We start from the raw sequence: 13,146 nt of genomic DNA, 5'->3' as shown, positions 1-13,146 counted from the left end.
AACGCCTCACCGTCTCAGGGCCTCACAGGTCCACGTGCACGCTCAGGGCGTAGCGGCGATCGTCGACATACGTGCCGCGCGGCAGGTTGCCCACGGCGCTGTAGACGCTCTGGCGCACGGTGCGGGTGATGTTGTTGGCTTCAAGCGCCACCTTCACCTGCGGGGTGATGGCATAGCTCAGGTAGGCGTCCACCACGCCGTAGCCCTTCATCGTCACCGGGGTCATCGCCGTCACGCCGTTGTTCGACGGGTAGCTCAGGCGCGAACCGGCCGCATAGCTGCTGCGGTAGTTGTAGGCCAGGCGGGCCGAGAACTGGTCCAGGTCATACATGCCCACCAGGTTGAAGCTGTTGCGCGACAAGCCTTCCAGCGGCGCCTTCTGGCCGTTGATCGGGCTCGGGGCCGAGCTGTCGACATAGGTGTAGTTGGCTTGCAGACCCAGGCCGCGCAAGGCGCCCGGCAGCTGGTTGAAGAAGCCCTGGTAGCCGAGTTCCAGACCCTGGATGGTGCCGTCGCTGCCATTGCTCGGGGTGCTCATCGTGTAGGTGGTGCCACCGATGTTGACCTGCGAGCTGGTGGTCTGGATGAAGCCCTTGACCTTCTTGTAAAAGGTGGCGCCATACACGTGGTCGCTCTTCGACAGGTAGTACTCCAGCGTCGCGTCCACTTGGTTGGCCGTCAGCTCGCCGAGGTTCGGGTTGCCGATGAAGCCGGTCTTGTCGTTGACGTTCAGGCTCAGGCTGGGGGTCAGCTGGTCGAAGTTCGGACGCGTCACCACCTTGGACAGCGACAGGCGCGCCAGCAGGTCACGCTGCAGCTCCAGGCGCAGGTTCAGGCTGGGCAGGAAGTCGTTGTCGGTCGTCTTCGAGTTGAAGCGCGTCGAGGTGCCCGACACGTCCTGCACATAGCTGCGCTTGCTTTCGGTGGACACGGCACGCACGCCGATGTTGCCCGACAGCGGCAGGCCGGCCAGGGTGCTGTCCATGTCGGCGCTGACATACAGCGCGCCACTGCGCTCGCTGAAGTCGAAGGTCTGGCTTGGGTCGAAGCCCGGCACCGTCAGGCCGAACAGCTGGCGCACGCCGGCCGCATCACGCAGCCAGTCGAAGCTGCTGACGCTGAGCCACTGCGTGGGCACCGTGCCCTGGCCGGCCTTGGCCAGCAGGTCGTTGTTGCCGATCACGCCGATCTGCGACATCAGGCCCGGCACGGCGCCGCTGATGGCGGTGCTGGAATCGCGCCAGATGTTGTCGATGGTGTTGATCTCGGCGCTGGTGGCCTTGCGGTCGCTCAGGCGCACACCGGCGCGCACGCGGCTGAGCGTGCCTTCGCTCAGGTCCCAGGTGGCGTCGCTGCGGGCGGTGGTTTCCTTGCCGGTGTTCTTCACCTTGAAGTACACGGTCTTGTCAGCCCAGTAGTGCGCCGGGTCGGTCAGCGAAGCGCCTTCCGGGTAGGCCGAAGGCAGCTTGGTGGTGACGTCGTAGGTGAAGGCCGGGCTGTCGCCGAAGGTGCCGAGGCGCACTTCGTTGTACATGCGCTCATAGCGGCTGTCGGTGTGGCTGATTTCCGAGCGCAGGTTCCAGCCGTCGAAGCGCCACTTGCCCGACAGTGCCAGCTGGTCGATGCGCGTGTCTTCGTCAGCCACCGAGCCCGACGTGCTCATGCTGGCGCCCCAGAAGGTGCCCTTCTGGAAGTTGCCGTTGGCGTCCTTGGTGATCGTGCCCTTGGGCCACAGGGCCCCCTGCTGCGCGCTGTCTGACCAGTTGGCCCAGAACGGCGATGCGTAGAAGCCGTGGATGTTGGTGCGGCTGTTGAGCTGGCTGTGGTTCAGGTCCAGCGTGTATTCACTGCGCGCGTCAGGGCGCAGTTGCAGGGCGGCGCTGACGGCGCTGCGCTCACGCGAGCCGTATTCATAGGCCAGCCATTCGCCGGTGGGGGCGAACACGCCCGAGCCATCGGCCAGGGCCGCGGGGCCGTCCAGCTCCTGGGTGTCAGAGCGGTAGTTGCGCTTCTGGGTCGACACGCTGATCAGCGCGCCGAACTCGCTGCCGCCGTCCAGGCGCCAGCGGTTGCTGTAAAGGGCTGAGCCTTCGAGGTTGCTCTTGTCGGCCAGGTCGGCGTTGGTGGCCTTGATGGTGCCGGCCAGCTTCGAGCCGGCGAAGTCGAACGGGCGACGGGTGCGCAAGTCGATCACGCCACCGATGCCACCTTCCACCTGGTCAGCGGTGGGCGTCTTGTAGACATCAGCACCCGCCAGCAGTTCCGAAGGCACGTCCTGGAAGGACAGGCCACGTTCCTTGCCGGCGCTGAAGATGACGCGGCCGTTCAGCAGCGTCTGGGTTTGCTGCAGACCACGCACTTGCACGCGGTCGCCTTCGCCGCGGTTGCGCGAGATCTGCACGCCCGAGATGCGCTGCAGCGCTTCGGCCACGTTGGCGTCCGGCAGCTTGCCGATGTCGTCGGCCACGATCGAATCGACCACCTGTTCAGCGCTGCGCTTGATGTCCTGGGCCTTCATCAGGCTGGCGCGCTGGCCCTGCACCACCACTGTTGTGGCCGGCGCATTGGCATCAGCCGCCTGCTGGGCAAAGGCGGGGCCGCTCAGGGCGGCGGCAGCGGCCAGGGCCACGGCATTCAGACTCAAAGGGTGGGCAAGGTGATGGCGTTGCATCAGGGTCTCCGTATTGTTTGTGCGGTCAGTGAAATCGAGGCTCATCAGCGCGCGGCGGCGGCTTGCCGCACCTGCTTGAACACATTGAGGGATGGCAGGGCACGGCCCTTGAAATCGAACAGGGCCTGGTTGTCCCAGCTGTTGCCGTCGCCGTTGCGCCAGCCGGAGCCAGCCACGGGCAGCCAGGCCGGCTCCCAATACATCACACCTGCGCCGTTGGGCACGGCGGCCACGGTGCGGATGAGGTCGGTCAGCAGCTGTGCCTGGCCTTCAGGTGTGGCGGCGTAGCCCGAGAGCTTGGCGGCTTCGTCGTTGAAGATGTTGGCGCCGGCGTCACCGTTGTCGAGCGTGAAGCCGTAGGCGGTTTCCACCACGATGAGTGGCTTGTTGTAGCGGGTGCTCAGATCATTCAGGTTGGCGCGCAGGCCGCTCATCGGGCCATGGAAATACGGGTACCAGCTCAGGCCGATGATGTCGTAGTCCAGCTGCTCACGGGTGAACAGGTCAAACACACGGCGGAAGAGTTCGTTGTCGCCGCCCTTGGCCAGATGCAGCATCACGGGCAGGCGCTGGCCGCCACGCAGGGCGTCGGTGGCGCGCACGCCGGCAATGCCTTCGCGCAGCAGGGCCACGAAGCCAGCGTCGCCGCCAATCACTTCACCCGGCTTTTCCTGCCAAGTCTTGCCGTCAGGCCACAGCATGCCACCGTTCACCTCGTTGCCCACCTGCACCATGTCCGGGTCACAGCCAGCTTCATGCATGCGGCGCAGCACGTCTTCGGTGTAGCTGCGCACGGCGCGGCCCAGCTCGGCGCCCTGCAGCTTGGTCCAGGCGGCCGGCTTGGTCTGCTGGCCGGGGTCGACCCAGAAGTCGCTGTAGTGGATGTCGAGCAGCACCTTCATGCCTTGCGCACGGGCCCGCTGAGCCAGACGAATCGTCACGGCCAGATCATTGTCGCCGCCACCCACCGGGTCACCACGGCGCGAGACCAGGCGGTTGCCTTCGAACACGTCGGCGTCGTTCACGGGCGTGTGCCATAGGCGCAGGCGGGTCCAGCCGATGCCGCTGGCGCGCAGGATCTGCAGGGCCGTGCCGCTGCGGCCATCGGCGGTGGTGAACCGGCCACCGAGGCGCTCCACCTCATCCAGCGAGGACACATCGGCACCCAGGATGAAATTGGCTGGAATGGGCTGAGCCGGCGCGCCGGGCGCTGGCACAACCGCCGGCGCGCCGGCCTCGCTGCTGCCCCCTGCCGCCGCCGAGCCGCCGCAGGCCATCAGGCCGGTGCAGGTGGCCATCAGCACGGCCAGCCGGGGCAGCCAGGTGCGAGCAGTGGAGGTGGTGGTTGCGGTCATTCGGATCAGCGGACGGTTCAGTCGGTACAGGCAGACGGGTGGCGATGGTGACATCAGTGCCACCTGCTGGAGTGGGTTAAGCGTTTAATCTAAAACGAAGTATGAACCCGTGCTGCCAATTCGGCATCCGTGAAACCCCTGCCCTGCACCCAAACGACGGCCATTTTGCTGCGGCGGCGCAACAAGCAATGCGGCCATCCACCCACGGCACCGAGGATTATTCGGGAAATTTAATTAATCGCTTAATCAACCAAGCCACCAAGCCCGGGGCACAGGCAAACCCCTAGGAATTGGTGTTGCGCAGCGCTTTGCAGCCGATTGCTTTAGTTCTAAACTAAATTAACCAAGGAGCACGGCACATGAAGATCGTCTGCATAGGGGGTGGCCCGGCTGGCCTGTATTTCGGCCTGCTGATGAAGCAGCTCAACCCGAACCACGACATCACCGTGGTCGAGCGCAACAAGCCCTACGACACCTTCGGCTGGGGCGTGGTGTTCTCCGACGCCACGATGGACAACATGCGCGAGTGGGACCCCACCACCGCCCTCAGCATCCAGCAGGCCTTCAACCACTGGGACGACATCGAGCTGCTCTTCAAGGGCCACCGCATCCGCTCGGGCGGCCACGGCTTTGTCGGCATCGGCCGCAAGAAGCTGCTGAACATCCTGCAGGCCCGCTGCGAAGCGCTTGGCGTGCGCCTGGTGTTCGAGCAGGAAGCTGACAGCGACGACGATTACGCCGACGCCGACCTCATCATCGCCAGCGACGGCATCAACTCACGCTTGCGCACCCGCCACGCCGGGGTGTTCAAGCCCGACATCGTGGTGCGCCCGAACCGCTACATCTGGCTGGGCACGCACAAGCTGTTCGACGCCTTCACCTTTGACTTCCGTCGCACCGAACACGGCTGGTTCCAGGCCCACATCTACAAGTTCGACGACACCACCACCACCTTCATCATCGAATGCCCGGAGCACGTCTGGCAGGCCCACGGGCTGGATCAGGCCGACCCCGCGCAATCCGTGGCCTTCTGCGAAAAGCTCTTCGCCGAGACCCTCGACGGCCACCCGCTGATGAGCAATGCGCGCCACCTGCGCGGCTCCGCCTGGCTGAACTTCCAGCGCGTGGTGTGCGAGCAGTGGTGGCTGAAAAACAGCCACGGCAGCCATGTGGTGCTGATGGGCGACGCGGTGCACACGGCCCACTTCGCGATTGGCTCGGGCACCAAGCTGGCGATTGAAGATGCGATCGAGCTGGTGCGCCAGTTCAAGCGCCACGGTGACAGCGCCGAGCACATCGGCGCCGTGCTGCACGACTACCAGGAAGCCCGGCGCATCGAAACCCTGCGTCTGCAGAACGCCGCGTGGAACGCGATGGAATGGTTCGAGGTGTGCGGTGATCGCTATTGCGACCAGCTGCCCCCTGAGCAATTCATGTATTCGATGCTGACGCGCAGCCAGCGCATCAGCCATGAAAATCTGCGCCTGCGCGACCGCGCCTGGCTCGAAGGCTATGAGCGCTGGTTCGCCGAGCAGGCTGGCCTGCCCGCCAACCCGGCGCTGCCCCCCGTGCCGCCGATGTTCACGCCGTACACCGTGCGCTCCGTCACCCTGAAAAACCGGGTGGTGGTGTCACCGATGGCGCAGTACAGCGCGGTGGATGGTGTGCCCGGCGATCACCACCTGGTGCACCTGGGTGCCCGCGCCATGGGCGGCGCCGCACTGGTGATGGCCGAGATGACCTGCACCAGCCCCGAAGCCCGCATCACCCCGGGCTGCCCGGGCCTGTGGAACGACGAGCAGCGCGACGCCTGGGCTCACATCGTCGACTGGGTGCACCAGCACAGCAGCGCGAAGATCGGCCTGCAGCTGGGCCATGCCGGCGCCAAGGGCGCCACGCGCCGCGGCTGGGACGGCATCGACCAACCCCTTGATGCCACGCTGTCTGCCGGCCACCCGGAAGCACCGTGGCCGCTGGTGAGTGCCTCACCGCAGCAATACCTGGCAGGCGTGAGCCAGACCAGCAGCGAAATGACCCGCGCGCAGATGGACGAGGTGCGTGACCAGTTCGTGGCCGCCACGCGCCGTGCTGCGGAAGCCGGCTTTGATTGGCTGGAGCTGCACTGCGCGCACGGCTACCTGCTGTCGAGCTTCATCTCGCCACTCACCAACCACCGCGCCGATGCCTATGGCGGCTCGCTGCTCAACCGCCTGCGCTTTCCGCTGGAAGTGTTTGCGGCGGTACGCACGGCCTGGCCTGAGCACCTACCGATGTCGGTGCGCATCTCCGCCCACGACTGGGTGGAAGGCGGCATCACCCCGGCCGATGCGGTGGAGATTGCCCGCGCCTTCAAGGCCGCGGGCGCTGATCTGATCGACTGCTCGTCGGGCCAGGTCAGCAAGCGAGAGAAGGTCACCTTTGGGCGCATGTTCCAGACGCCGTTTGCCGACCGCATCCGCCAGGAAGCCGGCATCGCCACGATGGCCGTCGGCGCCATCAGCGAAGCCGACCACGTCAACACCATCATCAGCGCCGGCCGTGCCGACCTGTGCGCCGTGGCCCGCCCGCACCTGGCCAACCCGGCCTGGACACTGACCGAAGCCGCTCGCATCGGCTACACCGCCGTCGCCTGGCCAGCGCCTTACCGCTCGGGCAAGCAGCAACTCGAAGCGGGTTTTGCCCGCGCACGGGGCTGAGGCCAACGGCCTCGCAGGCGCCGCCCCCCGATCAAGCACCCATGAGCAACCCCGACACTTCAACCACACAGGCACAGCCGCTGCACGGCCGTCATGCGCTGATCACCGGCGCCGGCCGCGGCATCGGCGCCGCCATTGCCCACCGGCTGGCCGCTGACGGCGCCCAGCTCACGCTGGTGGGCCGCCAGGCCAACACGCTGCAGGCGCTGGCCCAGACCATCGCCGAGCAACACCCCGAGGCCCCGCGCCCCCAGGTGCTGCCCTGCGACGTGACCGACGCCGCCGCCGTGCAGCACTGCTTCGAGCAGGCGGCCGCCGGCTTCGGCCCGGTGCACATCTTGATCAACAACGCCGGCCAGGCCCAGAGCGCCCCGGTGCAGCACACCACCGACGCGCTCTGGCAGCAGATGCTGGCCGTCAATCTGACCGGCACCTTCCAGTGCAGCCGCGCCGCCGTGCCGGGCATGCTGGCCACTGGCTGGGGCCGCATCGTGAACGTGGCCAGCACGGCGGGGCAACGTGGTTATGCCTATGTCAGCGCCTATGTGGCGGCCAAGCACGGCGTCATCGGCCTGACCCGCGCGATGGCGCTGGAGCTGGCCCGCAAAGGCATCACCGTGAATGCCGTGTGCCCCGGCTACACCGATACCGATCTGCTGGCCCACAGCATTGCCAACGTGGTGGCCAAGACCGGCCGCAGCCCCGCCGAGGCGTTGGCCGAGTTCACCCGCCCCAACCCGCAGGGCCGGCTGGTGCAACCCGAGGAAGTGGCCGATGCCGTGGCCTGGCTGTGCACGCCGGCCGCCGCCAGCATCACCGGGCAAGACGTGTCGGTCAGTGGCGGCGAGGTGATGTGATGGGCCGCGCACGCAACTTCAAGCTGGTGCAAGTGCTGGGCGACGACGCCATCGGCCGCGAAGGCCGCGCCAACGCCAGCGACCACCTCGATGTGCGGCTGTGGCTGCGGCTGCTGTCGTGCAGCACGCAGATCGAGCAGGTCATCCGCACCCAGCTGCGCCTGCAGCACGGCACCACGCTGTCGCGCTTCGACTATCTGGCCCAGCTGGAACGCCACCCCGACGGCCTGCGCATGAATGCGCTGTCGCGCTTCCTGATGGTGACCGGCGGCAATGTGACCGGCCTGACCGACCAGCTGGTGGCCGAAGGCTGGGTGGAGCGGGTGGCCGACCTGCAGGACCGCCGCTCCCAGACCGTGCGCCTGACGCCCGAAGGCCGCGTGCAATTCCTGCGCATGGCGGCCGACCACGAAGCCTGGCTGACGCAGATGTTCAGCGGCTTCGACAGCCAGAACAAGGACCTGCTCTACGAACTGCTGGGCCACCTGCGCGTGCACCTGGCCCGCCCTGCCCCGGAGGACACCCCATGACCACATCCCATCAGCCCACCACCACGGCCATCGACCCCGCCCTGGTGGCCGGCAACCGCCGCAGCCTGGCCGGCTACGCCGCCCAGCACTTCCTGTGGCACTGCGAGGCCGGCGTGGCCACCATCACCCTGAACCGGCCAGAACGCAAGAACCCGCTGACCTTCGACGCCTACGCCGAGCTGCGTGACCTGTTCCGTGCCCTGAAATACGCCACCGATGTGCATGTGGTGGTGCTGCAGGGCGCTGGCGGCAATTTCTGCTCGGGCGGTGACGTGCACGAGATCATCGGCCCGCTGATCAACCTGCCGGCGCCCGAGCTGCTGATGTTCACCCGCATGACGGGCGACCTGGTGAACGCGATGCGGGGCTGCCCGCAGCCGCTGATCGCCGCTGTCGACGGCGTGTGTGCCGGCGCCGGCGCCATCATCGCCATGGCCAGCGACCTGCGTGTGGGCACCGCCCGCAGCAAGACCGCCTTCCTGTTCAACCGCGTTGGCCTGGCCGGCTGCGACATGGGCGCCTGCGCCATCCTGCCGCGCCTCATCGGCCAGGGCAGGGCGAGTGAGCTGCTCTACACCGGCCGATCGCTGGGGGGTGAAGAAGCTGAGCGCTGGGGCTTCTTCAACCGCTTGGTGGCCCCTGAAGCGCTGGAAGCCACCGCCGCCAGCCTGGCCGCCGATCTGGCCGCCGGCCCTACCTTTGCCAACGGCATCACCAAGACCATGCTGCACCAGGAATGGGCCATGACGGTGGACCAGGCGATCGAAGCCGAAGCACAGGCGCAGGCGCTGTGCATGCTGACACAGGACTTCCGCCGCGCCTACGAGGCCTTCGTGGCCCGCAGCAAACCGGTTTTCCAAGGCAACTGAACACCGCCAGGAGGCACTGATGACCTACCGCCCACCCGAAGGCCTGGACTGGCCCTTCTTCGACCAGCCCCACCATGAGCTGGCTCATGCCTTGAGCCAATGGGCGGGCGAGCACCTGCACGACCATGCCCACACCGATGTGGACGCCGAGTGCCGCACCCTGGTGCGCGCCATGGGCGACGCCGGCTGGCTGCGCCACGCGGTGGCCGGTGTGGCGCACGGCGGCGCGTCTGACGTGCTGGACACCCGCACGCTGTGCCTGATCCGCGAAACCCTGGCGCGCCACCATGGCCTCGCTGATTTCGCGTTTGCGATGCAGGGCCTGGGCTCGGGCGCCATCAGCCTGGCCGGCACGCCGCAGCAGCAGGCCGCTTACCTGCCGCGCGTGGCCCGCGGTGAAGCGCTGGCAGCGTTTGCGCTGTCAGAGCCCGAGGCCGGCTCTGACGTCGCCGCGATGCGCTGCAGCGCCACCCACGAGCCGGGCGAGCACGGCGGCCACTGGGTGCTGAACGGCGAAAAGACCTGGATTTCCAACGGCGGCATCGCCGACTTCTACGTGGTGTTCGCGCGCAGCGGCGAAGCACCCGGCGCCCGCGGCATCTCGGCCTTCATCGTCGACGCCAACACCCCGGGCCTGGAAATCGCCGAGCGCATCAATGTGATGGCACCGCACCCGCTGGCCCGGCTGCGCTTCAACCAATGCCGCGTGCCGGCCAGCCAGCGCATCGGCGAGGGCGGTGAAGGCTTCAAGGTGGCGATGCGCACGCTGGATGTATTCCGCACCTCGGTGGCCGCAGCCGCGCTGGGCTTTGCCCGCCGCGCCATGGACGAAGCCCTGGCACGCAGCACCAGCCGCAAGATGTTCGGCGGCGTGCTGGCAGACTTCCAGCTCACCCAGGCCAAGCTGGCCCAGATGGCCACCACCATCGACAGCGCCGCCCTGCTCACCTACCGCGCCGCCTGGCAACGCGACCAGGGCCGCTCCGTGACCAAGGAAGCAGCCATGGCCAAGATGGTGGCCACCGAAGGCGCGCAGCAGGTGATCGACGCCGCGGTGCAGCTGTGGGGTGGTCTGGGCGTGGTGAGCGAGGTGCCAGTGGAAAAACTCTACCGGGAGATCCGCGCCCTGCGCATCTACGAAGGGGCCACCGAAGTGCAGCAGCTCATCATCGCCCGCGAGTTGCTGAAAGCCGTGGCGACCTGAGCCGACAGCACCACGACGCGCAACAACGCGCCACCCGCTCGCCCCACCCCGCCTTCTCCGCCCGACCCGAGGTCCGCCATGCCCAGTGCCCATGTCGACACGTTCGCGCAACGCCACCTGCCGCCGCCCGAGCAGCAACCGGTCTACCGCTTCGAGCTGCCCGAGCTGCAGTTCCCGGCGCAGCTCAATTGCGCCACCGAGCTGCTGGACCGCCATGTGGCCGAGGGCCGGGGTGAGCGCGTCTGCCTGCGCGCGCCGGGCTTGAGCTGGAGCTACCGCGAACTGCAGGACAAGGCCAACCGCATCGCCCAGGTGCTGGTGCACGACCTGGGCCTGGTGCCGGGCCAGCGTGTGCTGCTGCGCGGCCCGAACAACCCGATGCTGGCGGCCTGCTGGTTCGGCGTGATCAAGGCGGGCGGCATTGCCGTGGCCACCATGCCACTGCTGCGCGCCAAAGAGCTCGGCGCCATCATCGACATCGGCCAGATCAGCCATGCGCTGTGTGATGCCGCGCTGGCTGATGAACTGCTGCAGGCGCAGGCCGCGCACCCGATGTTGCAGGCCGTGCGCTGCTTCCATGACACCACCAGCGCCGGCCTGGAGGCCGCGATGGCCGCGCAGAGCGGCGACTGGACCAACGTGGACACCGCTGCCGACGACACCTGCCTGCTCGGCTTCACCTCGGGCACCACGGGCGTGCCCAAGGCGACGATGCACTTTCACCGCGACGTGATGGCCATCTGCGCCTGCTGGCCGCCGCATGTGCTGCGGCCCACACCCGACGACGTGTTCATCGGCAGCCCGCCGCTGGCTTTCACCTTCGGCCTGGGCGGCCTGCTGCTGTTCCCGATGGCCGTGGGTGCCAGCGCGGTGCTGCTGGAAAAAGCCAGCCCGCCACAGCTGCTGCAGGGCATCCTCGATTTCGGCGCCACCGTGGTCTTCACCGCGCCCACCTCGTACCGCGCGCTGGCCATGCATGGCGAGCAGCTGCGCGGCGGCACCCTGCGCAAGTGCGTCTCGGCTGGTGAGGCGCTGCCGGCCGCCACCCGCGCGCTCTGGCAAGAGGCCACCGGCCTGACGCTGATCGACGGCATCGGGGCCACCGAGCTGCTGCACATCTTCATCTCGGCCGACGAGGCCCATGCCCGCGCCGGCGCCACCGGCGTGGCCGTGCCGGGCTACCGCGCCGAGGTGGTGGACGAACACGACCAGCCCGCACCCACCGGCCAGGTGGGCCGCCTGCGCGTGCAGGGCCCCACCGGCTGCCGCTACCTGAACGACAAGCGCCAGGCAGCCTATGTGAAGGGCGGCTGGAACTACACCGGCGACGCGTACTGGCAAGACGCAGACGGCTACTTCCATTACCACGCGCGCACCGACGACATGATCATCTCGTCCGGCTACAACATCGCCGCGCCCGAGGTGGAAGACGCCCTGCTGGCCCACCCGGCCGTGGCCGAGTGCGCGGTGATCGGCGTGCCTGACGAAGAGCGTGGCCAGATCGTTGAGGCGCATGTGGTGTTGCGCCCCGGCCACGTGCCCAACGATGCGACCCGCAAAATGCTCCAGGACTTCGTCAAGACCACCGTGGCGCCCTACAAGTACCCGCGCTCGGTGGTGTTTGCCGATGCCCTGCCCCGCACCCAGAGCGGCAAGCTGCAACGCTTCCGCCTGAAGCAGGCTTGATGCCCTGACGTCTTTTGCCCCTCAGCCCCTTCCCTCACTCACAGGAACGAACCATGCGCACCTCCCCCACTTCCCGCATCGTTTCGCCAGCCCTGCTGGCACTGGCCGCCACAGCTGCACTCGCCAGCGCCCCGGCACTGGCCGCAGACAACGTGAAGATCGGCCTGCTCTCGACGCTGTCGGGCCCGGGGGCCGGCCTGGGCGTGGACATCCGCGACGGCTTCCAGCTGGCGGTGAAGCTCAACGGCGGCAAGCTCGGCGGCTTGCCCGCTGAGGTGGTGGTGGCCGATGACCAGGCCAGCCCCGATGTGGGCCGCCAGACGGCGGACCGTCTGGTCAAGCGCGACAAGGTCGATTTCATGACCGGCGTGGTCTTTTCGAACGTGATGCTGGCCGTGGGTGCGCCCACCTTCGCCGCCAAGACGTTCTACGTCAGCGCCAATGCCGGCCCGTCGCAATACGCCGGTGAGCAGTGCAACCCGTACTTTTTCAACGTGGCCTGGCAGAACGACAACCTGCACGAAGCGGTGGGCAAGACGGTGACGGAAAAGGGCTTCAAGAAGGTCGCGCTGATCGCGCCGAACTACCCCGCCGGCAAGGACGCGCTGGCCGGCTTCAAGCGCTTCTACAAGGGCGAAGTGGCCTCGGAAACCTACACCCAGCTCAACCAGCTGGACTACGGCGCCGAGATCTCGAAGCTGCGTGCGGCCAAGCCCGATGCGGTCTACATCTTCCTGCCGGGTGGCCTGGGCATCAACTTCATCAAGCAGTTCGTGGGCGCCGGCCTGTCGAAGGACATGACGCTGTTCGGCCCGGGCTTCTCGGCCGACGAAGACGTCATCAAGGCCGTGGGTGACCCGATGCTGGGCATGTTCAACAGCTCGCAGTGGGCGCACGACATGGACAACGCCGCCAACAAGGTGTTTGTCGCCGAGTTCGAGAAGGCCTATGGCCGCCTGCCTTCGCTGTATGCCTCGCAGGGCTATGACGCAGCCCGCATGATTGATGCGGCCGTGCGCGACGTGAAGGGCAAGCTCGACGACAAGGCCGCGGTGCGCAAGGCGCTGGCCGCGGCCAAGTTCGACTCGGTGCGTGGTGCGTTCAAGTTCAACACCAACCAGTACCCGATCCAGGACTACTACCTGCGCGTCATCACCCGCGACAGCAAGGGCCGCGTCACCAACCGCACGCTGGGCAAGGTGTTCTCCAACCACACCGACGCCTACGCCGCCAGCTGCAAGATGCCGGCGCTGTGAAGGCGCTTTGAACCAGCAGCAA

At 67.4% G+C, this 13,146-nt stretch carries 9 protein-coding genes; 7 read left to right on the top strand and 2 right to left on the bottom strand.

The annotated features are described in order from the left end of the window. Nucleotides 1–22 precede the first annotated feature (22 nt). A complete protein-coding gene (locus tag AACH00_RS13850; RefSeq protein WP_341399749.1) occupies nucleotides 23–2,671 on the bottom strand; it encodes a TonB-dependent receptor in 2,649 nt (882 codons plus the stop codon). 44 nt (nucleotides 2,672–2,715) lie between these two features. Then, entirely contained in the window at nucleotides 2,716–4,026 is a 1,311-nt protein-coding gene (locus tag AACH00_RS13845; RefSeq protein ID WP_341399748.1) for a glycoside hydrolase family 53 protein, read from the bottom strand. 359 nt (nucleotides 4,027–4,385) lie between these two features. On the opposite strand from AACH00_RS13845, the gene AACH00_RS13840 reads away from it, so the two are divergent. The 7 genes from AACH00_RS13840 (at nucleotide 4,386) to AACH00_RS13810 (ending at nucleotide 13,124) form a co-directional block, all read left to right on the top strand. Then, a complete protein-coding gene (locus AACH00_RS13840; protein ID WP_341399747.1) occupies nucleotides 4,386–6,722 on the top strand; it encodes a bifunctional salicylyl-CoA 5-hydroxylase/oxidoreductase in 2,337 nt (778 codons plus the stop codon). A 41-nt stretch (nucleotides 6,723–6,763) separates the two neighbouring features. Further along, complete coding sequence (locus AACH00_RS13835) at nucleotides 6,764–7,579, top strand: SDR family NAD(P)-dependent oxidoreductase (RefSeq protein WP_341399746.1); 816 nt, start codon at nucleotides 6,764–6,766, stop codon at nucleotides 7,577–7,579. Next, entirely contained in the window at nucleotides 7,579–8,109 is a 531-nt protein-coding gene (locus AACH00_RS13830; RefSeq protein ID WP_341399745.1) for a MarR family winged helix-turn-helix transcriptional regulator, read from the top strand. Before AACH00_RS13835 ends, AACH00_RS13830 begins: the two co-directional genes overlap by 1 nt. Next, on the top strand, nucleotides 8,106–8,978 hold the full coding sequence (locus AACH00_RS13825) for an enoyl-CoA hydratase family protein (protein WP_341399744.1): 873 nt from the start codon (nucleotides 8,106–8,108) through the stop codon (nucleotides 8,976–8,978). Before AACH00_RS13830 ends, AACH00_RS13825 begins: the two co-directional genes overlap by 4 nt. Nucleotides 8,979–8,997: 19 nt before the next feature. Next, nucleotides 8,998–10,182 carry an acyl-CoA dehydrogenase family protein gene (locus AACH00_RS13820; protein WP_341399743.1) on the top strand — a complete coding sequence of 395 codons (1,185 nt, stop codon included), beginning with the start codon at nucleotides 8,998–9,000 and terminating at the stop codon, nucleotides 10,180–10,182. A 78-nt stretch (nucleotides 10,183–10,260) separates the two neighbouring features. Continuing rightward, nucleotides 10,261–11,868, top strand: coding sequence for an AMP-binding protein (locus tag AACH00_RS13815; RefSeq protein WP_341399742.1), 1,608 nt, complete (start codon nucleotides 10,261–10,263; stop codon nucleotides 11,866–11,868). 53 nt (nucleotides 11,869–11,921) lie between these two features. Then, the gene (locus AACH00_RS13810) at nucleotides 11,922–13,124 is read left to right on the top strand and encodes an ABC transporter substrate-binding protein (protein ID WP_341399741.1); all 1,203 of its coding nucleotides are present in this window, start codon (nucleotides 11,922–11,924) and stop codon (nucleotides 13,122–13,124) included. Nucleotides 13,125–13,146 lie beyond the last annotated feature (22 nt).

Origin of the sequence: Ideonella margarita (assembly GCF_038066635.1) — a bacterium.
In the GTDB taxonomy this organism is placed as follows: Bacteria; Pseudomonadota; Gammaproteobacteria; order Burkholderiales; family Burkholderiaceae_C; genus Ideonella; species Ideonella margarita.
The sequence above is the reverse complement of the archived record's forward strand: the minus strand, read 5'-3'. Positions and strand labels throughout refer to the sequence as shown.

Bases quoted from the DNA above. Each gene is read 5' to 3' on its own strand.
- AACH00_RS13850 (WP_341399749.1), bottom strand. From the start codon at position 2,671: ATGCAACGCCATCACCTTGCCCACCCTTTGAGTCTGAATGCCGTGGCC.
- AACH00_RS13845 (WP_341399748.1), bottom strand. From the start codon at position 4,026: ATGACCGCAACCACCACCTCCACTGCTCGCACCTGGCTGCCCCGGCTG.
- AACH00_RS13840 (WP_341399747.1), top strand. From the start codon at position 4,386: ATGAAGATCGTCTGCATAGGGGGTGGCCCGGCTGGCCTGTATTTCGGC.
- AACH00_RS13835 (WP_341399746.1), top strand. From the start codon at position 6,764: ATGAGCAACCCCGACACTTCAACCACACAGGCACAGCCGCTGCACGGC.
- AACH00_RS13830 (WP_341399745.1), top strand. From the start codon at position 7,579: ATGGGCCGCGCACGCAACTTCAAGCTGGTGCAAGTGCTGGGCGACGAC.
- AACH00_RS13825 (WP_341399744.1), top strand. From the start codon at position 8,106: ATGACCACATCCCATCAGCCCACCACCACGGCCATCGACCCCGCCCTG.
- AACH00_RS13820 (WP_341399743.1), top strand. From the start codon at position 8,998: ATGACCTACCGCCCACCCGAAGGCCTGGACTGGCCCTTCTTCGACCAG.
- AACH00_RS13815 (WP_341399742.1), top strand. From the start codon at position 10,261: ATGCCCAGTGCCCATGTCGACACGTTCGCGCAACGCCACCTGCCGCCG.
- AACH00_RS13810 (WP_341399741.1), top strand. From the start codon at position 11,922: ATGCGCACCTCCCCCACTTCCCGCATCGTTTCGCCAGCCCTGCTGGCA.